The sequence below is a fragment of the Dactylosporangium sp. NPDC000555 genome (assembly GCF_040300025.1).
GTDB lineage: Bacteria > Actinomycetota > Actinomycetes > Mycobacteriales > Micromonosporaceae > Dactylosporangium.
Genome location: NZ_JBEPDB010000111.1, coordinates 1 through 24,769, shown reverse-complemented (window position 1 = coordinate 24,769; position 24,769 = coordinate 1). Strand labels below are relative to the sequence as shown.

At 72.7% G+C, this 24,769-nt stretch carries 22 protein-coding genes; 16 read left to right on the top strand and 6 right to left on the bottom strand.

Translation table 11 applies throughout. The features are described 5' to 3' along the window. Positions 1 to 1,113 (bottom strand): condensation domain-containing protein (locus ABT297_RS38905; protein ID WP_350557731.1); only part of this gene is annotated, 1,113 nt, incomplete at its 3' end. A 126-nt stretch (positions 1,114 to 1,239) separates the two neighbouring features. Here ABT297_RS38905 and ABT297_RS38900 point away from each other — a divergent pair. The 8 genes from ABT297_RS38900 (at position 1,240) to ABT297_RS38865 (ending at position 6,875) form a co-directional block, all read left to right on the top strand. After that, a complete protein-coding gene (locus tag ABT297_RS38900; protein ID WP_350557729.1) occupies positions 1,240 to 1,500 on the top strand; it encodes an acyl-CoA-binding protein in 261 nt (86 codons plus the stop codon). A 3-nt stretch (positions 1,501 to 1,503) separates the two neighbouring features. Beyond that, a complete protein-coding gene (locus ABT297_RS38895) occupies positions 1,504 to 2,070 on the top strand; it encodes a nucleotidyltransferase domain-containing protein (RefSeq protein WP_350557727.1) in 567 nt (188 codons plus the stop codon). Between the two features lie 88 nt (positions 2,071 to 2,158). Continuing rightward, positions 2,159 to 2,863: a DUF899 domain-containing protein gene (locus tag ABT297_RS38890; protein ID WP_350557725.1), complete on the top strand. Its 705-nt coding sequence runs from the start codon at positions 2,159 to 2,161 to the stop codon at positions 2,861 to 2,863. 138 nt (positions 2,864 to 3,001) lie between these two features. After that, the gene (locus tag ABT297_RS38885; RefSeq protein ID WP_350557723.1) at positions 3,002 to 3,508 is read left to right on the top strand and encodes a SigE family RNA polymerase sigma factor; all 507 of its coding nucleotides are present in this window, start codon (positions 3,002 to 3,004) and stop codon (positions 3,506 to 3,508) included. Further along, positions 3,505 to 4,839 carry a WD40 repeat domain-containing protein gene (locus ABT297_RS38880; protein ID WP_350557721.1) on the top strand — a complete coding sequence of 445 codons (1,335 nt, stop codon included), beginning with the start codon at positions 3,505 to 3,507 and terminating at the stop codon, positions 4,837 to 4,839. Before ABT297_RS38885 ends, ABT297_RS38880 begins: the two co-directional genes overlap by 4 nt. A 15-nt stretch (positions 4,840 to 4,854) precedes the next feature. Next, entirely contained in the window at positions 4,855 to 5,556 is a 702-nt protein-coding gene (locus tag ABT297_RS38875) for a TioE family transcriptional regulator (protein ID WP_350557719.1), read from the top strand. A gap of 60 nt (positions 5,557 to 5,616) precedes the next feature. Next, on the top strand, positions 5,617 to 6,501 hold the full coding sequence (locus tag ABT297_RS38870) for a hypothetical protein (protein WP_350557717.1): 885 nt from the start codon (positions 5,617 to 5,619) through the stop codon (positions 6,499 to 6,501). Further along, positions 6,498 to 6,875 (top strand): GntR family transcriptional regulator, encoded by a 378-nt coding sequence (locus ABT297_RS38865; RefSeq protein ID WP_350557715.1) that lies wholly within the window; start codon positions 6,498 to 6,500, stop codon positions 6,873 to 6,875. Before ABT297_RS38870 ends, ABT297_RS38865 begins: the two co-directional genes overlap by 4 nt. A 70-nt stretch (positions 6,876 to 6,945) precedes the next feature. On the opposite strand, the gene ABT297_RS38860 is transcribed toward ABT297_RS38865, so the two are convergent. Then, positions 6,946 to 10,074, bottom strand: coding sequence for a GH92 family glycosyl hydrolase (locus ABT297_RS38860; RefSeq protein ID WP_350557713.1), 3,129 nt, complete (start codon positions 10,072 to 10,074; stop codon positions 6,946 to 6,948). Between the two features lie 362 nt (positions 10,075 to 10,436). Here ABT297_RS38860 and rox point away from each other — a divergent pair, with 362 nt between their 5' ends. Continuing rightward, positions 10,437 to 11,894, top strand: coding sequence for a rifampin monooxygenase (gene rox, locus ABT297_RS38855; RefSeq protein WP_350557711.1), 1,458 nt, complete (start codon positions 10,437 to 10,439; stop codon positions 11,892 to 11,894). A 179-nt stretch (positions 11,895 to 12,073) separates the two neighbouring features. On the opposite strand, the gene ABT297_RS38850 is transcribed toward rox, so the two are convergent. Next, positions 12,074 to 12,535 carry a hypothetical protein gene (locus ABT297_RS38850; RefSeq protein ID WP_350557709.1) on the bottom strand — a complete coding sequence of 154 codons (462 nt, stop codon included), beginning with the start codon at positions 12,533 to 12,535 and terminating at the stop codon, positions 12,074 to 12,076. A 145-nt stretch (positions 12,536 to 12,680) separates the two neighbouring features. On the opposite strand from ABT297_RS38850, the gene ABT297_RS38845 reads away from it, so the two are divergent. Beyond that, positions 12,681 to 14,252, top strand: coding sequence for a sensor histidine kinase (locus ABT297_RS38845; protein ID WP_350557707.1), 1,572 nt, complete (start codon positions 12,681 to 12,683; stop codon positions 14,250 to 14,252). A gap of 792 nt (positions 14,253 to 15,044) precedes the next feature. Further along, on the top strand, positions 15,045 to 15,713 hold the full coding sequence (locus ABT297_RS38840; RefSeq protein ID WP_350557705.1) for a response regulator: 669 nt from the start codon (positions 15,045 to 15,047) through the stop codon (positions 15,711 to 15,713). A gap of 26 nt (positions 15,714 to 15,739) precedes the next feature. Here ABT297_RS38840 and ABT297_RS38835 read toward each other — a convergent pair whose 3' ends face one another. After that, complete coding sequence (locus ABT297_RS38835) at positions 15,740 to 16,540, bottom strand: alpha/beta fold hydrolase (RefSeq protein ID WP_350557703.1); 801 nt, start codon at positions 16,538 to 16,540, stop codon at positions 15,740 to 15,742. A 139-nt stretch (positions 16,541 to 16,679) separates the two neighbouring features. Here ABT297_RS38835 and ABT297_RS38830 point away from each other — a divergent pair, with 139 nt between their 5' ends. From ABT297_RS38830 to ABT297_RS38810, 5 genes are all read left to right on the top strand, one after another. Continuing rightward, positions 16,680 to 17,573, top strand: coding sequence for an ABC transporter ATP-binding protein (locus tag ABT297_RS38830; protein WP_350557701.1), 894 nt, complete (start codon positions 16,680 to 16,682; stop codon positions 17,571 to 17,573). After that, a complete protein-coding gene (locus ABT297_RS38825) occupies positions 17,570 to 18,643 on the top strand; it encodes an ABC transporter permease (protein WP_350557699.1) in 1,074 nt (357 codons plus the stop codon). Before ABT297_RS38830 ends, ABT297_RS38825 begins: the two co-directional genes overlap by 4 nt. A 90-nt stretch (positions 18,644 to 18,733) precedes the next feature. Continuing rightward, positions 18,734 to 20,386, top strand: a complete 1,653-nt coding sequence (locus tag ABT297_RS38820; RefSeq protein ID WP_350557697.1) for an amidohydrolase — start codon at positions 18,734 to 18,736, stop codon at positions 20,384 to 20,386. 11 nt (positions 20,387 to 20,397) lie between these two features. Continuing rightward, positions 20,398 to 21,714, top strand: a complete 1,317-nt coding sequence (locus tag ABT297_RS38815; RefSeq protein WP_350557695.1) for a serine hydrolase domain-containing protein — start codon at positions 20,398 to 20,400, stop codon at positions 21,712 to 21,714. A gap of 162 nt (positions 21,715 to 21,876) precedes the next feature. Further along, positions 21,877 to 22,713, top strand: a complete 837-nt coding sequence (locus ABT297_RS38810) for a hypothetical protein (RefSeq protein ID WP_350557693.1) — start codon at positions 21,877 to 21,879, stop codon at positions 22,711 to 22,713. Between the two features lie 147 nt (positions 22,714 to 22,860). On the opposite strand, the gene trxA is transcribed toward ABT297_RS38810, so the two are convergent. Further along, positions 22,861 to 23,310: a thioredoxin gene (gene trxA, locus ABT297_RS38805; protein ID WP_350557691.1), complete on the bottom strand. Its 450-nt coding sequence runs from the start codon at positions 23,308 to 23,310 to the stop codon at positions 22,861 to 22,863. A gap of 54 nt (positions 23,311 to 23,364) precedes the next feature. Further along, entirely contained in the window at positions 23,365 to 24,450 is a 1,086-nt protein-coding gene (locus ABT297_RS38800; protein ID WP_350557689.1) for a hypothetical protein, read from the bottom strand. Between the last annotated feature and the right edge of the window lie 319 nt (positions 24,451 to 24,769).

The window sequence follows — 24,769 nt, the reverse complement described above, 5'->3', positions numbered from 1 at the left end:
GGCCACCTCGGCCGCCGACGGCACCGGCACGCCGGCCGTGGCCGCTTCGTCGCGGCGGTCGTTGAAGTAGCACGGCAGCTGCAGGCCGGGCCGCTCGCCGACCACCCGGGCGACCAGGTCGTCGAGGGCGGCCGGGTCGTAGTACGCGTGCTTGTAGGTGCTCAGCGCCGAGCGCCGGGCCCGGTCGATCGCCTCGGCGAACGAGACGCCGGCGACGTCCAGGCGGCACAGGCCGTACTGCGCGAGCATGCACACCACGCGGTCCAGGCCCGGCCGGAACCGGTTGTTCACCATGGGCCGGACCACCACCGGGTCCAGGCCGGTCACCCGGGCCAGGGCGACGGCGAACACGGCCAGCAGCACGGGCGCGGACGCGACCCCGGTCCGGGCCGTGATCGAGCGCAGCGCGAGGCTCAGCGCCGGCGAGCGGAACTCGCCGCGCCAGTGTCGCGGGGAACGCTGGTCGGCCGACTCGGGGTACCGTCGCAGCGGCATCCCGCGCAGGATCGACTCCCAGTGGCGCAGCGCCATGCCGTTCAGCCGCGCACCGCCCGCCGAGGCCTGCCAGCGCGCCTGCTCCAGCGGCTGCAGGTCGGGCACCGGCGTCTCCGGCCGCTTGTCCAGCTCCTCCAGTAGCACCTGGGCGCCGAAGCCGTCGGTGACCAGGTGGCACATGACGACGACCAGGTGGGTGAGCTCGCCCTCGTGGCGCACGACCGCCATGCGGATCGGCCAGTCGCGCTCGAAGTCGTACGGCGCGTCCTGCAGCCGCAGGCGCAGCTCCTCGGCCAGCTCCGCGGGGTCCTGTCCCCCGGTGTCCACGACGTCCAGCGCGATCTCGCCCGCGCCGGAGACCACCTGGCGCGGGCCGCCGCCGGCGCCGAGGATCAGCCGGGTGCGCGCCGTCGGGAAGCGGCTCATGAGGTACCGCAGCCGATCCGCCACCTCGTCCAGCGTCGTGCCCGGCGGCAGCGGCCCCCACGCCCCGTTGGGCAGCCACGACTCCTGCCGCACCATCGCCCGCCAGATGTCCTGCTGCCCCCACGACAGCGCGCCCTCGCCCGCCCCGTCGCCCTCGAACGCCACCGCGATCCGGTCATGCACGTCGATCATCCCCGCCCTCGTCGGTCTGCCGGCGTGGTCGGATGATAGTGCCCGGCAGATCTTGCCCACATCGGTTCGGTGACCGATTTTCTTCCGCTGCATACCGCCGCGGATCCGGCCGGATAGGCTTCCGGCATGTCCGTGACCGAAGAGTTCGAGCGCGCGCAGGCCGACGTCAAGCAGCTCGACCGGCGCCCCGGCAACGACGTGCTGCTCCAGCTGTACGCCCTCTACAAGCAGGGCACCCAGGGGGACGTGGACGGCGGCCGCCCCGGCGTGTTCGACCCGGTGGGCCGCGCCAAGTACGACGCCTGGAAAGCGCTGGCCGGCACCGGGCAGGCCGACGCTCAGCAGCGCTACGTCGACCTCGTCCGCCGGCTCCACGCCGGAGCGTAGGCCGTGGCCGACGGGCGGTGGGAGCCGTGGCCTCCCGCGGAGGTCGCCCGGCGCCTGCGGCGCGTCACCGCACCCTGGTGCGTCGCCGGCGGCTGGGCACTCGACCTGTGGCACGGCCGCGAGACCCGCGCGCACGAGGACATCGAGATCGCCGTCCCCGAGGGCGCGTTCGACCAGGTCCGCGCCGCGCTGGCGGGCTTCGAGCTGGCACCGCCGGGCGGCCGGACGTGGCAGGAGTCCCACCAGACGTGGGTGCGTGACCCGCACAGCGGCGCGTTCGTGCTCGACGTCTTCCGCGAGCCCCACGACGGCGACACCTGGATCAGCCGCCGCGACGCCGCGCTGCGCCTCCCCTACCGCGACATCATCCGGACGTCCGCGGACGGCGTGCCGTATCTCGTCCCGGAGCTGGTGCTGCTGTTCAAGGCGAAGGGCGCCCGCGACAAGGACACCGCCGACCTCGAGCTGGCGCTGCCGGCCCTGCCCGCCGACCGCCGGCGCTGGCTGCACGAGCACCTGCCGGACGGCCACGCCTGGCGCGACATCACCCGCGCGGGGTTGCCGGGCTGAGATTTTTTCGTGCGGAAGCGTCCGAATCGCGGGTATCCGTCGGTCGTACCAGTGCAGAGGTACCACCGACACGAGGAGGCCGACCGACATGGCACTTCCGGAGATCGTCAACCGGGACGAGTGGCTCGCCGCACGGCGGGCGCTGCTGGAGGAGGAGAAGGAGGCACGGCACCGGCTGGACCGCATCAACGCGGACCGGCGGCGGCTGCCGATGGTGCGCATCGACAAGCCGTACCGCTTCCACGGACCGTCCGGCGACGTGACGCTCGCCGACCTGTTCGAGGGGCGGCCGCAGCTGATCGTGCAGCATGTGATGTTCGATCCGAGCTGGGACGACGCCTGCGCGAGCTGCACGGCGTCGGTCGACGAGATCTCCCCGGCGCTGCTGCGGCACCTGGCCGCCCGCAGCACCACGTTCGTGCTGGTGTCCCGCGCACCGTACGCCAAGATCGCCGGCTACCGCGAGCGGCGGGGCTGGCAGGTCCCGTGGTACTCGTCGTACGGCGACGACTTCAACTTCGACTTCGACGTGTCGTTCGACGAGGCGGTCAAGCCGCCGGTGTACAACTACCGGTCGCTGCCGGTGGTGGAGTCGCCGGAGCTGCCGGGGTTCAGCTGCTTCCTGGCCGCCGGCGGCGAGATCTACCACACCTATTCGACGTACGCCCGCGGCACCGACTTCGGCGGCGCCTACTCGCTGCTGGACCTGACCCCGCTCGGCCGGCAGGAGCTGTGGGAGGAGCCCAAGGGCCGCGTCGAGCACGCGCTCGAGGCCGTGCCCGACTTCGCCTGAGTCACCCCGCCGCGCGCCTGCGCCGGGTCGGCGTCGGGCGCGCGGCGTCCCGGGCGATGCCGCCGGCCGCACGATCGTCTCCGACCGGCCCACAACCGATTCGCGTCCTGGACCACTCATATGCTCTGGGAGGCCGGGTTGCGGGATGAACGGGAATACGTCGACTACGTGCGGGCACGCACGCCGTCGCTGCGGCGGCTGGCGTACCGGCTGTGCGGACAGTGGTCGGCCGCGGACGATCTCTTGCAGGACTGCCTGGTCGCGCTGTATCGGCACTGGCGGAAGGCGACGGCGGCGGAGTCGATCGACGCGTACGTGCGGACGATGCTGGTCCATGCGTACCTGGCCGAGCGGGAGCGCGCCTGGAACCGCCGGGTGCGGCCGGTCGACACGCTGCCCGAGTTGGCGGCGTCGCCGATCGGCGGGGCCGAGCAGCGTGTCGACGTGCTGGCCGCGCTGGCCAAGCTGTCCCGCGGCCAGCGCGCCGTGCTGGTTCTGCGCTATTGGGAGGACCTCGACGTCGCCCAGACCGCGGCGATACTCGGCTGCTCGCCCGGGACCGTCAAGAGCCAGACGTCGTACGCCATCACCGCGCTGCGCCGCCTGCTGCCCAACTACGTGCCGGAGGGGAAGGACGCGTCATGAGAGAACTGTTCGCCACCCTGCCGGACGACCCGGCGCCGCCGATGCGGGACGGCTACCTGGACACGGTGCTCACCCGGGGCCGCCGCTCGGCGCGCCGCCGCCGGATCGGCACCGCCGCGGTGTGGGTGCTCGTCGTGCTCGCGCTCGCCGTCGCGGCCGTGCCGTTCACGCAGCCACTCACCCGGCCGGGCGCACCGACGCGGGAGCCCGGCCTGCCGGATCGGTTCGCCGGGTACTCGACGCTCACCAGCACCGTCGCCAAGGCGCCGGCCGGCCGCGCGATCGCGCTCTACACCTACGGCAACGGCGAGCTGTTCAACATGTTCCAGCCGCTCGTGGTCGGGGCCGACCGGGACACGTATCGCCGCGTCGACGCCATGCAGGAGCGCGACCTGCCGTCGGCGCTGCTCGCCCCGGACGGCACCCTCGTCCTGCTCGGCGACAACCGCGGTGCGATCAGCGACCTGGTCCTCGTCGACCTCGGTACCGGTAAGCGGCGATCGATCCCGATCGACGGCCCGGTCGGGGTACGCCTGCTGGCATGGTCGCCCGACGGCCGTTACGTCGCCTACAGCGCCGCGACGCTGACCGGCTCCGACGGCACCGTCAACTTCGTCGACTCCGAGGTGGCCCGCGGCGGCACGCTACGGCTGCTCGACCTGACGACCGGGCGGAGCACCGAGCTGGCGGCCGGCAAACCGGCCTGGACGGCGGCGTTCGCGCCGGACAGCCGCCGGCTCGCCGTGCAGGTCGGCCGGACCGTCCACCTGCTCGATCTCGACGGCCGTGAGTCCGGCACCATCAAGATCAGGGACGATCGCGAGTTGGTCGCCAACGTCGGCTGGTCGCCGGACGGCCGGTTCCTCGCCACCGTGCCCTGGCGAGGAGACGGGCCCTCCAGCGGGAATACCGACCTCGGCGAGTTCCTGTCGAACGCCGGCAGCGTCAGCTTCATCCCGGTCGCTGACGACGGCGGCCCGCAACCGCCGGCACCGGTCGACGGCGTCGTCCAGGTCCTGGGCTGGCGCTCGGCCAGCAGCCTGGTCGCCGCGACCACGAACGACGTCGGCCACCTGTTCCTGACCGAGGTACCACTGCGCGACGGCCCCCGCCGGACACTGTCCAGCTTCGACACCGGATCGACCTGCGAGCTGGGCATGCAGACCTGCAGGGTGGCCGACCTGCGGCTGGCCACCGGCCTGCTGTCCGACGCGACCGTCCGGCACGCCCGCGGCCCGCAGCGCGGCCCCTGGCCGGCCGCGCTGACCACCCCGATCGCCGCCGTCGTGCTCGGTGCCGGGCTCTTGCTATGGCGCCGGACCCGCCGCTGACCCCATGATGCACCCATGAGACCGGTGGACCTGGCGCGCGAGCACGGCCTGTCCACCCAGGCGATCAGGAACTACGAGGACGCCGGCATCCTGCCCGCCGCCGAGCGCACCGTCCACGGCTACCGCACCTACACGCCGCTGCACGCCCGGGCCCTGCGCGCGTTCCTCGCCCTCGTGCCCGGGCACGGTCACCAGACGGCCACGTCGATCATGCGGGCGGTCAACCGGGGTGCCACCGAGGACGCGCTGCGGCTCATCGACCAAAGCCACGGCCAGCTCCTCGACGACCGCCGCACGCTCCAGGCCGTCGAAGCCGCGCTGCGCGAGCTGGCGCCCGTGCCGCAGGAACGCGGCGACACGTTCGTCGGCCCGCTGGCCAGGCGGCTCGGCCTCCGCCCCGCCACCCTGCGCAAATGGGAGAACGCCGGGCTGGTCCGGCCGCACCGCGATCCGCGGACGGGTTACCGGATCTACAGCGCGGCCGACGTGCGGGACGTCCGGCTGGCCCACCAGCTCAGGCGGGGCGGCTACCTGCTGGAGCAGATCGCCCCGCTGATCGCTCAGGTCCGCTCCGCCGGAGGCGTCGCCCCGCTGGAGTCGACCCTGCGCGACTGGCAGGCCCGCCTGTCCGCCCGGGGCCGCGCCATGCTCAAGGGCGCCGCCGACCTGGACGCGTACCTCCGCGCCCGCGACCCCGATAATGTACCAAGTGTTTGACACAAGTGGTGCGGCAGTCCATCCTCCTTGTATCACTCCCCTAATACAAAGAGGATGCTCGTGGCCGCACTGTCGTTCGAGGTGCTGTTGGCCGGCCTGATCGCATGCGGCCTGCTTGTGCTGCTGGCACGGCGGGTCACGCGCCGACCGGCCGGCGAAGCGGCCGGCATCCCCAGGGCCGTCGCCCGGCGCACGGCCGTGCTGCGATGGGCGGGCGTGACGATCGGCCTGATCGCCGGCATCACCGCCGCCCGATCCGGCGACCTCGGCACGGGGCTGTTGCTGGCCGCACCGCTGTTCGGGCTGTGCACCCTCCTCGGCGTGCTCGCCGGGGAGCTGACGGTCCGGCCACCGCGCGGGCCGACGCGGACCGCGGCTGTCGAGGTCCGTCGCATCCACGACTACCTGCCGCGTCAGCTCAGCCGGACGGTCGCCGCCACGGGGGGCATGCTGTTGGTGCTGCTCATCTCGACGACGGCGGCCGGCAGAACCGATGACATGGGACGCCCGGGACGCTCGCTCGGCCGGCAATGCACGTCCGACACATTCGAGAGCCACGGCCCGTGGCCGGGCTCGTTCTACACCGGCCGGCTCGCGGTTGTCCTGCTGGTCGGCCTGCTGCTGGCGTACGTCGCCGCGCGCACCATCGTCCGCCGGCCGCGATCCGGCAGTGCCGGCGACCTGGCCGGCGACGACGCGCTGCGCAGGCGCGCGGCCCGCACCGTTACCGGTGGCGTCGGCATCCTCATCGCCATCCCTCTCGCCGGCGTCAGCCTGACCGCGGCCGGGGGCCTGCACGGCATCTCCTGCGCGCCGGCGTGGTGGACGACTACGGGCTGGGGGCTGCTCGCACTGGTTCCCGCGTCACTGGCCATGGCGAGCTGGTGCGTAGCCGCGGTATTGACCTCGATGGACGGGGCCGACCCGCGGGTGCGGACGCCGTGACCGACCGTCCGGCGTTGACGGTGGTCACCGACGATCCCACGCCACCGTACGAGCAGCTGCGCCGCCAACTGATCGAGCTGGTCCGCTTCGGTGTGCTGGCCCCGGGCGACCGCCTCCCACCCCTACGTCAGCTCGCGGCGGACCTGGGGCTCGCCGTCGGCACGGTCGCCCGGACGTACCGTGAACTCGAGACGGCCGGGATCGTGGTCTCCCGGCGGGGTGGCGGAACGCGCGTCGCGGCGGCACCTCCCTTCCGGCCGGATCCGGCCGAGGCGTTGCGCGACCACGCGACCGCGTTCGTGCGCGAGGCGCGCCTCCTCGGCGCGGACGATGATCAGATCGTGTCGGCGGTCGCGCGGGCGCTCGGCCGCTGAGGAGGAGGGCGTCCGCCGCTGAGGAGGAGCGGCGTCCGCCGCTCCTCCGTGAACGACTCGACCCGATCGGTCAGGAATAGGCCTCCAGCTCGTAGATGCGCGCCGCGGGGTCGCCGTTCTGCGCCGGCGTGATGACGTTCAGCCGCACGTACCGGCCGGTGATGTTGACGGCGTGTGTGGTGACGTCGGCGGTGTTGCCGCGCGGCGAGGCCACGGTCGTCCAGGTGCTGCCGTCGCCGGACACCTGCAGGTCGAAGTCGCGGGTGTCCCAGCTCGCCGACTCGCCGCCGGCGCCGGAGTGCTTGACCACGATCGAGCCCAGGTGCGTCGAGGCGCCCATGTCGACCCGCAGCCAGCGGTTGGCGCCCTTCGAGCACCACTTGTCGCTCCAGCCGCCGGAGACGCTGCCGTTGACGGCCTTCTCCGGGCCCTCGCTGGCCGCGCAGCTCGAGTCGGCGGTGGCGGGCTTGTTGAGCAGGAGGTTGCCGGTCGGGCCGGCGCTGTACACCTCGAGCTCGTAGATGCGGGCCGCGCCGTTGCCGTCGTTGGCGGGCGTGGAGATGTCGAGCTTGACGTACCTGGCGGTGCGCGGCGTGAACTGGTGCACGGTACGGCTGGACCGGTTGCCGGTGACCGAGATCGCCTGGCTCCAGGTGCTGCCGTCGGTGCTGGTGGAGATCGTGAACGCGCCGGTGTTCCAGCCGGTGTTCTCCGCGCCGAGGCCGGCGTGCTCGATGACCACGGAGCCGACGGTCTGGCTGGTGCCGAGGTCGACCTGCAGGAACCGCGGTGCCGTACCGGAGCAGAACTTGCTGTTGCTGGAGAGGCTGCCGTCGACGGCCTTCGCGGCCGACTCGGCCGTGGCGCACGTGGCCGAGCTCGTGGCGGTCTTGCCGAGGGCAAGGTTGGTGCCAAGGTTCGGCGGGGTCGGCGGCTGGGTCGCGCCGTCGGTGAAGGACGGTGGGACGTCGCCGGCGCCGGTGCCCCACGGGGACGGGCTGGTGCCCATTGTGTACTGCAGGGTGCCGCCGGCGGCGAGGTCCGGGTAGCGCAGGTAGTTGCGCGACACCGTGGCGCCGTTGAGCGTGAGGCTCCGCACGTACTGCGAGGTGGAGCTGCCGCCGTTGATCTGCACGTTGCCGCCGGGCCGCTGGATGAGGATCGACGGGAACGACGGCCCGTGGACGGCGAGGGTGTCCGCGCCGGGCGTGGCCGGGTACATGCCCATCGCCGACCAGACGTACCAGGCGGACGTGGCGCCGAGGTCGTCGTTGCCGGGCAGGCCGCCGGCGCCGGTGGTAAACGACTCGTTCATGACGCGCCGCACCGCGGCGGAGGTGCCGGCCGGGTACTGGGCGAAGTTGTACGCCCACGGCACGCCGTGCTCGGGCTCGTTGCCGATGTAGAAATACGGCCGGGTGAGGCCGCCGTTGAGCTCGGTGAAGTGCTGGTCGAGACGCTGCCTCGCGGTCTGCGGGCCGCCCATGAGCGAGATCAGGTCGGCGAAGTTGTAGGGGACCATCCAGGTGTACTGCGTGGCGTTGCCCTCGGTGTAGGGGCTCTCCTGGGCGGGGTTGAGCGGCCACGCGAAGCTGCCGTCGCTGTTGCGCGGGTGGATGTACCCCGACTCGCCGGAGAACGAGCTGCGCCAGTACTGCGCCCGGGTCATCGCCGAGCTGTAGGTGGCGGTGTCGCCGAGCGCCTTGGCGAACTGGGCCACGGCGAAGTCCGAGGCGGAGTACTCCAGGGAGTCCGAGGGCGCCCCGGCGATGAAGTGGTTGGTCTCGTACTCCGACTCGCGCCCGCGGATCGGCGACCCCTGCGCGCCGCCGCCGGCGATCGCGTTCTTCATCAGCTGCAGCGCCGCGGCGGTGTCGAAGTCGCGGGCGCCGAACTGGTAGGCGCTGCCGACGATGATCGGGCCCGGGTCGCCGGTCATGACGAAGTCCTCGTTGGTCTGCTGCGACCACTTGGGCAGCAGGCCGCCCTGCTGGCCGTCGAGGACCATCGACTTCATGATGTCGCTGGTGACGTCGGGCGCGATGAACGCGACGAGCGCGGCCCACGAGCGGTAGATGTCCCAGCCGGAGTAGTTCTGGTAGACCGGGTGGGACGCGGTGTGGATCGCGTTGTCGAAGCCGCGGTACTGGCCGTTGACGTCGCTTGCGACGTTCGGGTTCTGCATCACGTGGTACAGCGCCGTGTAGAACTTCTGCAGCTCGGTGGCGTTGCCGCCGGTGGCCTGGACGCGGTTGAGCGCGCTGTTCCAGGCGTTGCCGGCATTGGTCCGCGCGGTGTCGAACGCGGCGGTCTCGGCGTTGAGGTTGGCCGTGGCGTTCGCGACGCTGACGAAGGAGACGCCGATCTGCGCGTTCACCACGGCGTTGCTCGTGGTGTCCCAGGTGACGAAGCCGCCGGTGTTGGTGCCGCTGGTGCTCGCCGAGCCGTTGGTGATCGTCGAGCCGTTCCAGGTGCCGAACGACGCCGGGGCGCGGTCGAAGTGGATCGAGAAGTAGATCGGGTAGGTCTTCGACGAGCCGCAGAACCCGCCGGCGGTGACGTTGCCGGTGACGTCGCTGCCGGAGATGCTGATGCTGCCGCTGCGGTTGCCCGTCGCGCTGCGGCTGGTGTTGACCAGCAGCCGGGCCTGGCTGGTCGACGGGAACGTCAGGCGCATGACCCCGGTGCGCGTCGTGGTGGTGACCTCGACGTTCGTCGAGTACTTGTCCAGGCGGTTCTTGTAGTAGCCGGCCTGAACGACCTCGTTGCTCTTGGTGTACGCCGATGCGTAGCCGGTCCACGACGTGCCGGGCGACGAGCCGAGCGCGCCGGTGACCGGCAGCAGCCCGATGTCCTCGTTGTTCGGGCAGCCCGCCCCGTTGAAGTGGGTGAGGCTGAGCTCCTCGATGGTGCGGTCGCTGTCGCGGTAGCCCGACGGGGACGCGGTCGGCGTGTCCGGGCTGAACTGGAGCATGCCGAAGGGCACGGTCGCACCCGGGAACGTGCTACCGCCGGCGCCGCCGCCGACCGGGTTCGGCGAGTTGCTGTCGTCGGTGCCGATCAGCGGGTTGACGTATTGGGTCAGGTTGAGGTCGGCGGCCAGCGCGGGGGCCGCGAACTGCACCACGGCGAGGGTGCTGCCCAGGAGGGCGGCTCCCGCGCCGGCGCGCAGCCGGTCGACCTTGCGGGATCGGGGCATGGTGTCTCCCGTTCGGTGGCGGAGAGGACGGGAGAGCGCTCTCGATGCACATTCATAGTCGCTGATCGACGTTTGGTCAAGATTTATCAATACGATCACGCGTCAGAGTGCCGACATCCAACGACCGTCCGTCGATCCGTAAACGATTGACAAAAGCCTCCACGGCGTTCACGGCCTCGGAAAGGACTGGACGGGATGATGCTCGGGCTAGTAGCTTGCAGCTGCCCGTGACGCCGCCCGAGGAGGTGAGACCCATGAACGCTGCATCGATGTGGGTGCTCCCCCTTCCCGTCACGGTCTGGCGATTGACGTAGGTGTCGCCGGGAGCGCCGTCAACAAGGCACTCCCGAAAGGCAACACCTATGCACGCTGCGCAGTTCACCGCCGAGCCGTCGCCGTCCGATGTGATCATTGCCGGGTGCGGGCCGACCGGTGCGATGCTGGCCGCGGAACTGCGGCTGCACGACGTGCGGGTACTCGTCCTGGAGAAGGAAACCGAGCCCGTGTCGTTCGCCCGCATCGTCGGCCTGCATATTCGCAGTATCGAGCTGATGGCAATGCGCGGGCTGCTGGAGCGCATGCTCGAACGCGGAAGACAGCGTCCGGCCGGCGGCTTCTTCGCCGCCATCGACAAACCCGCGCCCGAGGGCCTGGATTCCGCGCACGCCTATCTGCTGGGCATCCCGCAGCCGGTCATCGTTCACCTGCTCGAAGAACATGCGATCGAACTGGGTGCGCAGGTCCGGCGCGGTTGTGCGGTGGCCGATTTCGATCAGGACGACGACGGCGTGACCGTCGAGCTGGCCGGCGGGGAACGGCTGCGCTCGCGCTATCTCGTCGGCTGTGACGGCGGGCGCAGTACGGTGCGCAAACTGCTCGGCGTCGGCTTCCCCGGCGAGCCCTCGCGGACCGAGACGCTGATGGGCGAGATGGAAGTCGGTGTGCCGCAGGAGGAGATCGCCGCCAAGGTGACCGAAATCCGCGAGCCCCATCAGCGATTCTGGCTCCGGCCCGCAGGCGTCGGGGTCTACAGCGTCGTCGTCCCCGCCGCGGGAGTCAGCGACCGCGCGAAACCGCCCACCCTCGAGGATTTCAAACAACAGTTGCGCGCCATCGCCGGAACCGATTTCGGCGTGCACTCCCCGCGATGGCTGTCCCGCTTCGGGGATGCCACACGGCTGGCCGAACGTTATCGGGTCGGGCGGGTGCTGCTGGCCGGCGATGCGGCACACGTTCATCCACCCATCGGCGGGCAGGGCCTCAACCTGGGCGTTCAGGACGCATGCAACCTCGGCTGGAAACTGGCCGCACAGGTCCGCGGCTGGGCGCCGGAAACACTGCTGGACACCTACCAGGCCGAACGTCATCCGGTCGCCGAGGACGTGCTGGACAACACCCGCGCCCAGACGGAACTGCTGTCCGCCGAACCGGGCGCGCGGGCCGTGCGCAGGCTGCTCACCGAGCTGATGGACTTCGACGAGGTGAACCGCTACCTCATCGAGAAGATCACCGCGATCGGCATCCGCTACGACTTCGGCGCAGGCCCCGACCTGCTCGGCCGCCGCCTGCGCGACATCGACGTGCGACAGGGCCACCTCTACGGTCTGCTGCACCGCGGCCGCGGCCTGCTGCTGGACCGCACCGAACGCCTGACCGCCGGCGGCTGGTCGGACCGGGTCGACTACCTCGGGGATCCCACAGCGGCACTGGATGCTCCGTGCGTCCTGCTACGCCCCGACGGCCACGTCGCCTGGATCGGCGACGATCAGCAGGACCTGGACGACCACCTCTCCCGCTGGTTCGGCAAGCCCGCCGACTGATTCGGCCTGGGCAACCGCTGGGAGTGGTCGGCGTTCTCGTCGGGCCTCCACCGTCCGCCGGCATGGCGACAATAGCCATGCCAGCGGCGATAGCCGGTCGTGCTGTCCGGGTCTCGACCAGGGCCCGGCGAGCGCTGAGCTCACCACGTTCCTGCCGCCGCCCGGACAACGCCCGTCGGTTACGGAAGTGGGGCGGTGTTGCAATGCAGCCGTTCACCCAGTGCGTCCAGCAGCCGTTGCCGGCCCTTGGCCATGCCCTTGCCGAAGCCCCGTTGCATCAGCGGTACCGTGAAACGACCCAGGCCGGACGCCATGTTGTAGACCCGGTACACAACGGCCGCGCCGCGCTCGTGCGACTCGATCGTGTGCTGCCCCCGGTACCACCAGTTGCCCTGCAACGTGATCATCCCGCGCGGGCGGTCGAGCGTCATCCTGGTGTAGCCGCGCGGATCGTCGCCCAGCCGCAGCGTGTACTCCTCGGGACCGCCGTCGAGGGCGAGCGCCACGTTGTTCCACAACGGCTGGTACGTCACCCAGAGGAGCAGGGCGTTGTCCTCGGACACCCGACCGGGCCTGATGGCGAACAGGACGTCCGCCACCTGCCGCGCCGGCGCCTCCACCAACCCGGCAACCGTCCACATCGGCGCGGATGATCTGGATTCGGCCATTGTCATCCCCCTGAACATATTGATCCGAATCGTGCTCGCTCTCGGTCGAGTATCCCGCAAGCGACTGTCACACCCCACCCGTAGACTGCGCGGAGTCACCAGGGGAGGGGTGGGTGCGATGGTCGCCGAGGAAACGATCGCCGCCGGTGAGGGCTGGCAGCGCCCCCGGCCGCACGAGCGCCAGTTGCGCATCGACGTCGTCATCGGGCTCGTCGTCACCGCCGTCACGCTGGTCAACCTGATCATGGCCCGCAGCGTCGGCATGTTCATGTCCGACCGCCCGCCGTCACTGATCGAGCAGGTCCTGTGGGCCGTCCTCGTCACGCTCCCGCTGTGCTGGCGGCGCCGCTCGCCCGAGGTGATCACGGTCGTGGTGGCGGTGGCGTTCATCGCCGGTCAGGTCCGGCACGCCCCCGAGCAACAGCTGACCTCGGGCGCCTTGTTCGCCGCGATCTACACGCTCGGCGCCTGGGGCCGCGACCACCGCCGCTCGTCCTGGCTGCGCGGGGGCGTCATCGCCGCGATGTTCGCCTGGCTCGGCATCTCCTACTTCATCGCGCTGCCCTGGCTCTCCGCCGCCGAGTTCACCGGCGCCCACGGCCCGGTGTCCCCGATCCTCGCCGCCGCGATCAACGGCGTCCTGGTCAACATCCTGATATTCGGCTTCGCGTATTTCTTCGGTGAGATCGCCTGGATCGCCGAGCGCCGGCGCCACCAGGTCGAGGCCCAGGCCGCCGAGCTGCTGTCCGCGAAGGAGGAGGAGTCCGCGCGCGCCGTCCTGCACGAGCGCATGCGCATCGCCCGCGAGCTGCACGACGTGGTTGCGCACCACGTGTCGGTGATGGGCGTCCAGGCCTCGGCGGCCCGCCGTGTCCTGGACCGCGACACGTCCCAGGCGAAGCAGGCCCTGACAGCGGTGGAGCAGAGCGCCCGCACCGCGGTCGACGAGCTGCACCGCATGCTGGGCCTCCTCCGCCAGAACGACCCACCGCCGCCGCCGTCCCTCACGGCCGCCGTCTCCCCCGGCGCCACCTCCACACCGGCGCCACCGGGCGACTCGCCAGCCGCACCCGGCAGTGTGCCCGCGTCGCACGGCGTGTCGGCCACGTCCCCAGGCGCCGCGTCCACCGCCGGCCTCTCGCCCGCGCACGCCGCGACCGGTTCGCCGGCTCCTCGGTCCGCGCTCTCGACCGCCGGCTCCGCGGGCGGCCGGTCCGCGGCCCGGTCCGCCGTCCCGGCCCCGGGGGGCGCCCCCGACTCCTCCCCCGCGACGGCCCCGGCCGCCGTGGGCCTGCACCGGATCGCCGAGCTGCTGGACTCGGTGCGGCACGCGGGCCTGGAGACGAGCCTGGGTGTTTACGGTGACGCGGTCGAGCTGCCGGAGTCGCTGTCCCTGGCCGGATACCGGATCGTCCAGGAGGCCGCGACCAACACCCTGAAGCACGCGTCCGCGACGAAGCTCGACGTGCGGATCCGCTACCACGCCGACGAGCTGGAGCTCGACGTGGCCGACGACGGCCGCGGCTCGACCCGCAAACAGACGGGCGGCCTGGGTCTGATCGGCATGCGTGAACGCGTCACCGCCCACGCCGGTGTCCTGGAGACCGGCCCCCGCAAGGGCGCCCCCGGCTTCCGCGTCCGAGCCCGCTTCCCACTGCACCGCGCACCCGCGACCGCCCCACCCACCTGACCCCGACCACGCCGAGCCCCGGCCCCGCCCAACCCGACCGCGCCCAACCCGCTCACGCCGAAGCCGCGACCGAGCCTCGACCCGCCCGCGCCGAGCCCAACCGCGTCCGAGCCGTCAGAACCGCTCGGCGCCGAGCCCGACCGCCGCCGCCGCACCGACCTGACCTCGACCGTGCCCGGATGGCCGCCCTGCGCCCGATCACGGCGGCGCAGGCGCATGTCGCGCCGCGGGCCGCGTTGCGTCACGCAGGGGTCGCTGGTCGCCACGGTCGGGGCGGACCAGGTCGAGATCACCGCCAGCGGGCGCGTCACATCGCACAGCGGGCCACACTGCGTCACGCGGGAGCCGCTAGCCGCCACAGCCGGGGCAGACCAGATCGACCTCACCGCCGGGCGACACGTCACATCGCACAGCGGGCCGCACTGCGTCACGCGCGGGCCGCTAGCCGCCACAGCCGGGGCAGACCAGATCGAGATCATCGCCAGCGGGCGCGTCATCACCTTGGCGCCGCTGGCGGCCAGCACTCGATCCCGCGGCGCCGGCCTGGGGACGGTGCCCGGTGGAGGGATCGCCCATGCGACATGGTCCTCGCCGCTCGGGCCGACGTGGGCCGGGCGACCTGACGACGGCGCAGGGGGGCGGGCAGGGACCGTGCCGCGCCTTGTGGTGCTCGCCGCCGGGGCCGGCGACGACCGGCGGATCGTGCGCGGGAACGTCACGATCGCCGAACCCCCGCCCCGCGGGTCATGATCCGCATTTCGGCGAGAGCGTGGGGCTGTATATGGTGCGGGCGTGATTCGGGTGCTGCTCGCAGACGACCATCAGCTCGTCCGGACCGGGTTCCGGGTCATCCTCGAGACGGAGGACGACCTACACGTCGTCGGGGAGGCGGCGGACGGGCGGCAGGCGGTGGAGCTGGCGGCGTCGACCGAGGCCGACGTGCTGCTGATGGACGTCGAGATGCCGGGGCTCGACGGGCTCGCCGCCACGCGGGAGATCACCGCCGCCGGGTCGACGCCCGCCGTGCTCATGCTGACCACGTTCGACCGGGACGACTACCTGTTCGCGGCGCTGGAGGCCGGGGCCAGCGGGTTCCTGCTCAAGAACGGTACGCCCGAGGCGCTCATCGACGCCGTGCGGATCGTGGCGCGCGGGGACGCGCTGCTCGCGCCGGAGCTGACCCGCCGGGTCATCGCGGCGTTCGCCCGGCCCGGGCGCGGCACCGCGCGGGGCGGCGGGGAGGCGCGGCTGAGCGACCTGACGCCGCGGGAGCGGGAGGTGCTCGTCGAGCTGGCCGGCGGGGCGACCAACGCGGAGATCGCCGTGCGCCTGCACCTCGGCGAGGCCACGGTGAAGACGCACGTCAGCCGGGTGCTGACGAAGCTGCGGCTGCGCGACCGCACGGCGGCGGTCGTGTTCGCGTACGAGCACGGCGTGGTCACCCCGGGCCCGTCGCGCTGAACGCCGGTCCGACGCCCTGAGCTGAGTCAGGCCCGGCGGATCGGCATGTGCGTCGGTGCCGGTGGCCCGCCCAGGAACGTCGCGACCAGGCCGGTGCACAGCTGCGGCTTCTCGCTCAGCAGCATGTGCGTGGCGCCCGGCACCACAGCGAGTTCGGCGTCGGGCAGCCCGCGGTAGAGCTCCAGCGTGTGCTCCAGGGCGACGACGTCGTCGTCGCCGACGAGCACCAGCGTGCGGCAGCCCACCGTTTGCAACTCGGCCGCCGTCAGCGCCAGGTCGCCCGCCTCGGCCGAGGCGGTGATCCGCTCGATGACGGACGTCAGGTGCCCGGGCCCGTCCGGCGACACCTCGGCATGCTGGTCGTAAATGATCTGCGGGATGTCCGCAGGCGAGGCGGGCGGCAGCAGCCAGCCGTTCTGGTGGAACGCGCCGCTGATCAGCACCAGCCGGGACACCAGGTCCGGACGGGCCAGCGCGGTCAGCAGCGCCACCACCGCGCCCGCGCTGTAGCCGACCAGTGCCGCGGGTCCGCCCACCACGGTCCGCAGAAACGCGATCGTGTCCGCGGCCATCAGCTGCGGACTGAGCGGACCGCCCGGGTCCGGGGTGTGCCCGTGGCCGCGCCGCTCCGGCAGGTACAGCCGGAACGATCCGGCCAGCGCGTCCAGGTTGCCGGCGAAGCAGCGCGAGTCGACGATCCCGCCGTGCAGCAGCACCACCGGCTCACCCGTGCCACGCTCGTCGTACCACGTACGCACGCCATTGACCTCGACATACCGCTGCACCGCGACCTCCCCCGCCTCCGCCCGCACCCGATCATCCCGCACCCGGGCCGGTTCCACAGACCCTGGTGCCCGGTTGAACGCGGGTCCGTCGCGCTGCGCGCGGGGTCCGTCGCGCGACGGACCCGGAGGGTCGATCGCGAGCCGGATTCGCCGGGCGGCCGCGGCGCCTAGCGTGATCTGTATGAGCGACGCACTGCAACTGAAAGGGGTCGACCGGCGCTTCGGCGACCGGCAGGTGCTGACCGACGTCACGTTCGACGTCGGGGCCGGCCGGATGACGGGGTTCGTCGGGGCCAACGGGGCCGGCAAGACCACGACCATGCGGATCATCCTCGGCGTGCTGGCCGCCGACGCGGGCACGGTCACGTGGCACGGGGCGCCGCTGACGAAGGACGACCGCCGGCGGATCGGGTACATGCCGGAGGAGCGCGGCCTGTACCCGAAGATGAGCGTCCGCGAGCAGCTGATCTACCTCGGGCGGCTGCACGGCCTGTCGCCGGAGCGGGTGCGGCGCAACGTCACGGACCTGCTCGACCGGCTCGGGCTGGGCGCTCGGGCCGACGACCAGCTGCAGCAGCTTTCGCTGGGCAACCAGCAGCGCGCGCAGATCGCCGCGGCGCTCGTGCACGACCCGATGCTGCTCGTCCTCGACGAGCCGTTCTCCGGTCTCGACCCGCTCGCCGTCGACGTCGTCGTGGCGGTGCTGCGCGAGCGGACCGCGGCCGGGGTGCCGGTGCTGTTCTCCAGCCACCAGCTCGACGTGGTCGAGCGGCTCTGCGACGAGCTCGTCATCATCGGCGCCGGCCGGATCCGGGCCACCGGCACGCGGACGGAGCTGCGGGCCTCGTTCGCCCAGCCGCGTTACGAGCTGCACGTCGACGGCGACGCGGGCTGGCTGCGCGACCAGCCGGGCGTCACGCTGCTCGACCTGGACGGCGACCGGGCCGTCTTCGACCTCGCCGAGGGCGCCGACGATCAGCTCGTACTCCGGGAGGCGCTGTCCCGCGGCCCGGTGCGCTCGTTCGGCCCCGTCGTCCCGTCGCTCGCCGAGATCTTCCGAGAGGTGACACAATGAACCTGCTCGACGCCGTCCGCCTCGTCGCCGCGCGGGAGCTGAAGGTCAAGCTGCGCGACAAGACGTTCCTGTTCAGCACGCTGTTCTTCCTGTTGCTCGCGGCCGCCCTGACGATCCTGCCGGCGGTGCTCTCCGGCGGGCCGTCCACGGTCGCGGTGGCGCAGTCCTCGCCGTACGAGGGCAGGCTGCGCGACTCGGGCCTCAAGGTGAAGGTCGCCGAGGACCCCGAGCGGCTGGTGCGTGACGGGGACGCCGACGCCGCGGTCGTGGACAAGGGCGCCCGGCCCGAGGTGCTCGCGATGAAGTCCGCGCCGGACGACGTCGTGCGGGCGCTGTCGGCCGCTCCCGAGGTACGACTGCTGAATCCTGATGCGGTTGACGCGTTTGCCATGTACCTCGTGCCGTTCTTGTTCGCGCTGGTCTTCTTCTTCACGTCGCTCACCTTCGGCCTCCAGATCGCGCAGAGCGTGACCGAGGAGAAACAGACCAGGATGGCCGAGATCCTGGTCGCCGCCGTGCCGGTACGGGCGCTGCTGATCGGCAAGGTGGCCGCCGGCGGCATCCTGGCGCTGGCCCAGGTGGCGCTGATAGCGGTGGCGAGCGTGGCCGGCGCCCAGTTCACCGACGACGCGGGCAACCTGCTGCCGCTGCTGGCCCCGGCGATGAGCTGGTTCGTACCGTTCTTCGTCCTCGGCTTCATCATGCTCGCGTCGCTGTGGGCCGCCGTCGGCGCGCTGGTCAACCGGGTCGAGGACGTCAACACCGCGAGCATGCCGGTGCAGCTCGCGGTCATGCTGCCGTTCTTCCTGGTGATGTTCCTGAACAGCAACCCGGTGACCATGCGGGTGCTGTCCTACGTGCCGCTGTCCGCGCCGACCGCGATGCCGGTGCGGCTGTTCAGCGGCGACGCGGCCGGCTGGGAGCCGTTCGTGGCCCTCGCGCTGCTCGCCCTGGCCACCGCCGGCGCGCTGCTGGTCGGCGCGCGCATCTACGAGGGGTCGCTGTTGCGCACCAACGGCCGCACCTCGTGGGCCACCGCGTGGCGGGACCGCGAGCTGCGCGGCGTCTGACCGGCATGCCGCCGGGCCGGCGAGCAATCGCCGGCCCGGCGCCGGTCGCGGTAGGTTCGGCAGCACCCGCTGAGACCCCGGGAGGCGCGCATGGGTGGGCTGATGTTCACCGGCGGTCCGATCTGGACCGGTCTGGGCGGGGAGCGCGCCGAGGCGCTCGCCGTGCGCGACGGGCGCATCCTCGCCGTCGGCGGCGAGGCCCACGTGCGGGCGGCGCTCGGCGGCGAGCGCTACGACGTGGTCGAGCTCGGGGCGCGGATGCTCATGCCCGGCTTCCACGACGCCCACGTACACCCGGTCAGCGGGGCCCTCGAACGCCTGCGGTGCGACCTCTCCCAGCTGTACGACCGGGCCGGGTACCTGCGGGCCGTCGGGGACTACGCCGCGGCCGTACCGGGGCGGGAGTGGGTCACCGGCGGCGGGTGGTCGATGTCGGTGTTCCCGGGCGGGCTGCCGCGCCGCGAGGACCTCGACGCCGTCGCCCCGGGGCGGCCGGTCTTCCTGCCCAACCGGGACCACCACTCGGCCTGGGTCAGCTCGGCCGCGCTCGAACGCGCCGGCATCGACGCGCGCACGCCGGACCCGGCCGGCGGGCGCATCGAGCGGGACCCCTGCGGCGCGCCGACCGGGGTGCTGCACGAGGCGGCCATGGACCTCGTGGCGCCGCTCCTGCCGCAGGACACCGACGAGGATTACGACCGCGCGCTGATGGAGGCGCAGCGGTACCTGTTCTCCCTCGGCGTCACCGGCTGGCAGGACGCCATCGTCGGCGCCTACGCCGGGGCCCGCGACCAGCTCGGCACCTATCTGCGGGCGGACCGCGAGGGGCGGCTGCGGGCCCGGGTGGCCGGGGCGCTGTGGTGGGAGCGCGACCGCGGGGCCGAGCAGATCCCGGAGCTCGTGCGGCGCCGGGCGCGGGCCGGGGCGGGGCCGCGGTTCCGGGCCGGGATCGTGAAGATCATGCAGGACGGGGTGGCCGAGAACTTCACCGCCGCCATGCTCGAGCCCTACGTGGGTCCGGGTGGCTGCGGTACGTCCAATGTGGACCCGGCCAGGCTGCGGGAGCACGTCGCCGAGCTGGACCGGGCCGGGTTCGCGGTGCACTTCCACGCGATCGGCGACCGGGCGGTGCGCGAGTGCCTCGACGCCGTGGCCGCGAGCGGGAACACGGGCCGCCACCACATCGCGCACCTGCACGTCGTGCACCCCGATGACGTGCCGCGCTTCGGCGCGCTCGGCGTGACGGCGAACATCCAGGCGCTCTGGGCCACCCACCACGAGCAGAACGACACCCTGTGCGTGCCGTACTTCGGCCCCGAACGGGCCGGGCACCAGTATCCGTTCGGCGCCATCGCGCGGGCCGGCGGGCGGCTCGCGGCGGGCAGCGACTGGCCGGTGAGCACTCCCGACCCGTGGCCGGCGATCCACGTGGCGGTGCACCGCACGGAGCCGCCGGGCTCGGCCGAGTCGGGCTGGCCGGACGCGCGGACGCCGATGCTGCCGGAGCAGGCGCTGACCCTGGAGCAGGCGCTGCGCGCGTACACGGCCGGCTCGGCGTACGTGAGCGGCCTCGACGCGCAGATCGGCGACCTGACCCCGGGCAAGCAGGCCGACCTGGTCGTGCTCGACCGCGACCCGTTCGCCCCGGACACCCCGCTGCACGACGTGCGCGCCGACCTGGTCCTCATCGACGGCGAGCCGGTCCACGAACGTCGCCTTGGAGCGAGCCCTACCGGGGTTTAGGCTCTGCGGTTGTGAGTGTGCGGTCCTTTCTCGACGCGGCCGAGCGGGGCGTCGACGCCCTGCACGGCATGGTGCTGATGCGCGGCGGGGAGGTGGTCGCCGAGGGATACTGGCATCCCTACCGCGGTGACGTGCCGCACCAGCTGTTCTCGATCAGCAAGAGTTTCACGTCCACCGCCGTCGGGTTCGCGGTCGCCGAGGGGCTGATGGCGCTCGACGATCCGGTCGCGAAGTACTTCGGCGGGCGCGGTGACCCGCGGATGCTCGTGCGGCACCTGCTCACGATGACCACCGGGCACGTCGTGGACACCACGCCGCTGATCAGCTCCGGGGACGACTGGGCCGGCGCGTTCCTGGACCTGCCGGTCACGCGCGAGCCGGGCACCCACTTCGTGTACAACAGCGGCGCCACCTACATGGTGGCCGCGATCGTGCAGCAGCTCACGGGCCGGCGGCTGGTCGACTATCTGCGGCCGCGGCTGTTCGACCCGCTCGGGTTCGGGGACGTGACGTGGGAGCAGTGCCCGGCGGGCCTCGACACCGGCGGCTGGGGCATGGCGGCGCGCACATCCGAGGTCGCCAGGTTCGGCCAGCTGTACCTGCGCGACGAGCGCGGCATCCTGCCCGGCGGCTGGGCGGCCGAGGCGACCCGGTTCCACGTCTCCAACGCCGAGGCCGGCAAGAGCGAGGACTGGCGCCAGGGGTACGGCTTGCAGTTCTGGCGCTGCCGGCACGGCGCGTTCCGCGGCGACGGCGCGTTCGGCCAGTTCTGCGTCGTCATGCCGGAGCAGGACGCGGTCCTCGCGCTCACCGCCGGCGTCGCCGACATGCGGGCCGTGCTCGACCTGGTCTGGGCGCACCTGCTGCACGACACGGAAACGGTCGACGCCGCGGCGCTCGAGCGACTGGCGGTGCCCGCGATCCGCGGCGGCTCGCCCGGCTCGCCAGAGGCCGCGGCGGGCGGGACGTTCGTGGTGGAGCGCCCGCGCAGCTCGCAGCCGCTGGACTGGCGGCCCAGCAACGAGCGGCCGCCCACGATCCGGGCGATCACCTTCGCGCCCGGTCTGGTCACCATCGTGGACGAGACCGGCGTCCACGAGCACGTCTGCCGCGACGGCGAGTGGCACACCGACTGGCCGACGGCGAGCACCGGCGGGTGGACCGACCCGTTCGAGTACACGTTCCGGGTGGCCTACCTCGACGGCCCGTTCGCGCGCACCTACCGGTGCCGCTTCGAGGCCGGCGGCGTGACGGTCACGGCGAGCGACAACGTCTCGTTCGGCCCGACCGGGCACGCGCCGATCCGGGCGGTACCCGCCGCAGGCTGAGGCCCGGGCGCTTCAACGGCTGTACCGGTGCTTGGTCACCGGTACCGCGCATCGCCCGAAATTTCCCACAATTGTGGGCCGAAAACGAAATTTCGGGTACGGCCGCGCGCCGGGCTCCGTAGCGTCGGGGTTGATACGGCCGCTGCGGAGAGGAGACGTGCGGTGCATCGCAGGAACGGGGCTGTGCTGCTGGTTCTCGGGGCGCTTGCCCTGACCGGATGCTCCGCCCACGCCAACGCCGATCCGGGGCCGCGCCGTCCCGCCGGCACGGGCCTGGAGGCGGCCGCCGACACCCGAAGCCCCTTGCCCGGCAACCCTTCCGGATCGACCGCGAGCCCATCCGCCCCGGCGACGGGCGCGGCCGGCAGTTTGATCCCGGTACCGAGCCCCAGCGCGACCGGCAGCGCGGCGCCGGGGACCACGCCGTCCGGCGGCGGGATGAGCGAGGATCCCCGCGACGGGCTGCTCGGCAACGCCGACGTGCCGGCCGGATTCGTCCCCGTGGCGGCCGCGGCCGGCCACAGCGGCAAGGTGAACATCGGCGGTGGAAACTTCCCCGGCTGCCCGGCCCTCGAGCCGATGACGACCGACGATACGACCGCGGCCGCGGTGACGTACGCCAAGGGCGCCGCCGGCCCGTACCTCACGGACGCGATCGTCCGGTTCCCGGCCGGCGGCGCGAAGGAGGCGATGAACCGGCTGCGCGGCACGGTGGCGGCGTGCGAGAGCTTCGACCAGCAGCTGGCGGGCGTCTCGGTGCGGTTCCGGCTCGCGGCCACGCAGCCGCCGGCGGGGCTCGGGGACGAGAGCGTCGGGCTCCGGATGACCGGTACGGCCTCCGTCGGCATCTCCGTGACCGCGGACATCATCGCCGTCCGGCGCGGTGACTACGTGATCTGGCTCAACGACACGGCGATCGGCGACACCCCGGCCGGATTGGCCACGAGCGTCGCGCCGGCCGCCGCCGCCCGATGCGGGCGGGTGCTGAAGGGCTGCTGACCCGGCTGGAGTGTCCCGGTCCCGATCGGCGTCCGGCGCGGGCCGGGACGGGGGCGCCCGGGCCGGTGCCGGGCCGGGGCGCTCCCGCACGTGACACTGTACGGTTCGGCGACGTCCGGGCGTAGCGGGTCCGCCGAGGGGCGCCCGCTACGGCCGTTTCGCCGCTGACGCCGACGCCAGGGTCCGCTCGACCCACGAGCGCAGCGCGGCGGCCGACGCGGCACCGGTCTGGCGCGCCACGACCTTGCCGTCCTTGATGATCATCAGCGTCGGTACGGCCCGCACGTCGAACCGCCGCGACAGCCTGGGCGAGTTGTCGACGTTGACCTTGACCAGCTTGACGGTGCCGGCGAGGTCCCCGGCGACCCGTTCCAGCGCCGGCCCGACCGTCCGGCACGGTCCGCACCACGGCGCCCACAGGTCGACCAGCACCGGCGTCGAGGACCGCTCGGCCACCTGGCCGAAGGTCGCGTCGTCGGCGTCGACGATCCACGCCACCGCCTCCCGGCACTTGCCGCACACCGGCTTGCCCGCGGCGGAGGCGGGCACCCGGTTGCGCTGGCGGCATCGGGCACAGGACACGATCCGTGAACTCATGCCGGGTACGACACCCGCACCGCCGCGCGCATTCCCGTCCGGTGCGCGGCGGGGTCAGAGGCGGGCCGGGTCGACGCCCAGGGCGACCGAGCGGCGCGCGATCGCGGCGGCCAGGGCGGCGGCGATGCCCGGGGGCTGGCCGAGCGAGCGGAGCCGGGTCAGTTCGCGCAGCGCGGGGACGGTGCTGAAGCGCTCCAGGGCGTAGACGCAGGCGTGGACGATCATCTGGCTGCGGGGGCCGTGGCCGGGGACCTTCTGCGCGGCGTACTGCGCGAGCCGCCCGACGACCGGCACGTCGTCCGGGTGCGGCGGCGTCACGGCCAGCAGGTACAGCAGGCCGCGCAGCGCCAGGGCGTTGTACGGGTCCGGCACCTCGTTCGGGTCCCGGCGATCGGCCCGGCGCAGCGGGATCGTGCGCGGGCGCGGCACCAGGGCCAGCCAGCCGCGGATCAGCGCGCGGCACTCCTCGCCGCCGAGGTCGGCGGTGAGCCGCACGGCGCGGCTCGACCAGCGCACGGCCGGCCTCGCGCCGGAGGCGGCCAGGGCGTGCGGCAGCAGGTCCCCCGCCGGCGCCTGGGCGTTGGCGGCCTCCGCCCAGGGCTCCCCGGCGTTGAGGGTGCCGGCGGTGCGCGCAAGCCACGGCTGGATCGGCGCCCACAGGTCGGCGGGCCAGCGTTTGGTGTACTCCTGGGCGGTGCGCCGCATCACGGCCAGCAGCGCGGGCGGGGCGACCCCGGTCTCGCGCTCGGCGACCCGTGCGAGGACGGCCAGCACGCCGGGCAGGATCGTCTCGCTCGCGGCCGCGATGTCCAAGAGGTGGCGCGCGGCCCGCCAGGACAGCGCGTCCGGGCCGATGCCCTCGGCGGCGTGGATGAGCAGGGCGTCGACGCGCACCGGCGGGACGCCGGCCGCGGCCCGGTCGACGAGGCGCAGGACGAGCGCGTGCCGGCGGCCGGCGGGCAGTGCGCGCACCGCGTCGCGCGCCTCGGCGCCGTCGAGGTGCCACTCGTCGTGGTTGGCGGCGGCCAGGTCGACCAGCGCCGCGGCGAGGCCGTCGTCATCGCCCGCGGCGATGAGCCCGTGCACGCCTTCGACGCGCCGAACGCGCGGATCCCGGGACAGCAGCGGCCTGTCGAGCATGGCGGTCAGCATACGGCGCACCGCGGCCGCACGGTCGCGGCCGCCGCGAACCGTGGCCGGGTACGCCGCAGCCCATTGAGGTGATCTCAGTGAGAACTGCGTAGGTCTCGGTTTTCGAATTGGGTGAGCACGAGCGCGGTGGCATGGGCCACCAGTTCCTTGGGCACGTCGACCATGGCACGGTATGTGATCACGTGGAGTCCTCACCATGGAGAAGAATCTTGGTAACTGTTCAGCTGGTTTTGGGCGTCCAGGCTTGTCCGTTGTGGAGCTGGGTGAGGGCGTCGAGGGCGTTGACGCCGTGTTTGCGGGCGGTGGC

What these genes read in the sequence shown, in the direction of transcription:
- ABT297_RS38900 (WP_350557729.1), top strand. Translation starts at nt 1,240, where the DNA reads ATGTCCGTGACCGAAGAGTTCGAGCGCGCGCAGGCCGACGTCAAGCAG.
- ABT297_RS38890 (WP_350557725.1), top strand. Translation starts at nt 2,159, where the DNA reads ATGGCACTTCCGGAGATCGTCAACCGGGACGAGTGGCTCGCCGCACGG.
- ABT297_RS38880 (WP_350557721.1), top strand. Translation starts at nt 3,505, where the DNA reads ATGAGAGAACTGTTCGCCACCCTGCCGGACGACCCGGCGCCGCCGATG.
- ABT297_RS38875 (WP_350557719.1), top strand. Translation starts at nt 4,855, where the DNA reads ATGAGACCGGTGGACCTGGCGCGCGAGCACGGCCTGTCCACCCAGGCG.
- ABT297_RS38860 (WP_350557713.1), bottom strand. Translation starts at nt 10,074, where the DNA reads ATGCCCCGATCCCGCAAGGTCGACCGGCTGCGCGCCGGCGCGGGAGCC.
- rox (WP_350557711.1), top strand. Translation starts at nt 10,437, where the DNA reads ATGCACGCTGCGCAGTTCACCGCCGAGCCGTCGCCGTCCGATGTGATC.
- ABT297_RS38850 (WP_350557709.1), bottom strand. Translation starts at nt 12,535, where the DNA reads ATGTGGACGGTTGCCGGGTTGGTGGAGGCGCCGGCGCGGCAGGTGGCG.
- ABT297_RS38845 (WP_350557707.1), top strand. Translation starts at nt 12,681, where the DNA reads ATGGTCGCCGAGGAAACGATCGCCGCCGGTGAGGGCTGGCAGCGCCCC.
- ABT297_RS38830 (WP_350557701.1), top strand. Translation starts at nt 16,680, where the DNA reads ATGAGCGACGCACTGCAACTGAAAGGGGTCGACCGGCGCTTCGGCGAC.
- ABT297_RS38825 (WP_350557699.1), top strand. Translation starts at nt 17,570, where the DNA reads ATGAACCTGCTCGACGCCGTCCGCCTCGTCGCCGCGCGGGAGCTGAAG.
- ABT297_RS38820 (WP_350557697.1), top strand. Translation starts at nt 18,734, where the DNA reads ATGGGTGGGCTGATGTTCACCGGCGGTCCGATCTGGACCGGTCTGGGC.
- trxA (WP_350557691.1), bottom strand. Translation starts at nt 23,310, where the DNA reads ATGAGTTCACGGATCGTGTCCTGTGCCCGATGCCGCCAGCGCAACCGG.
- ABT297_RS38800 (WP_350557689.1), bottom strand. Translation starts at nt 24,450, where the DNA reads ATGCTCGACAGGCCGCTGCTGTCCCGGGATCCGCGCGTTCGGCGCGTC.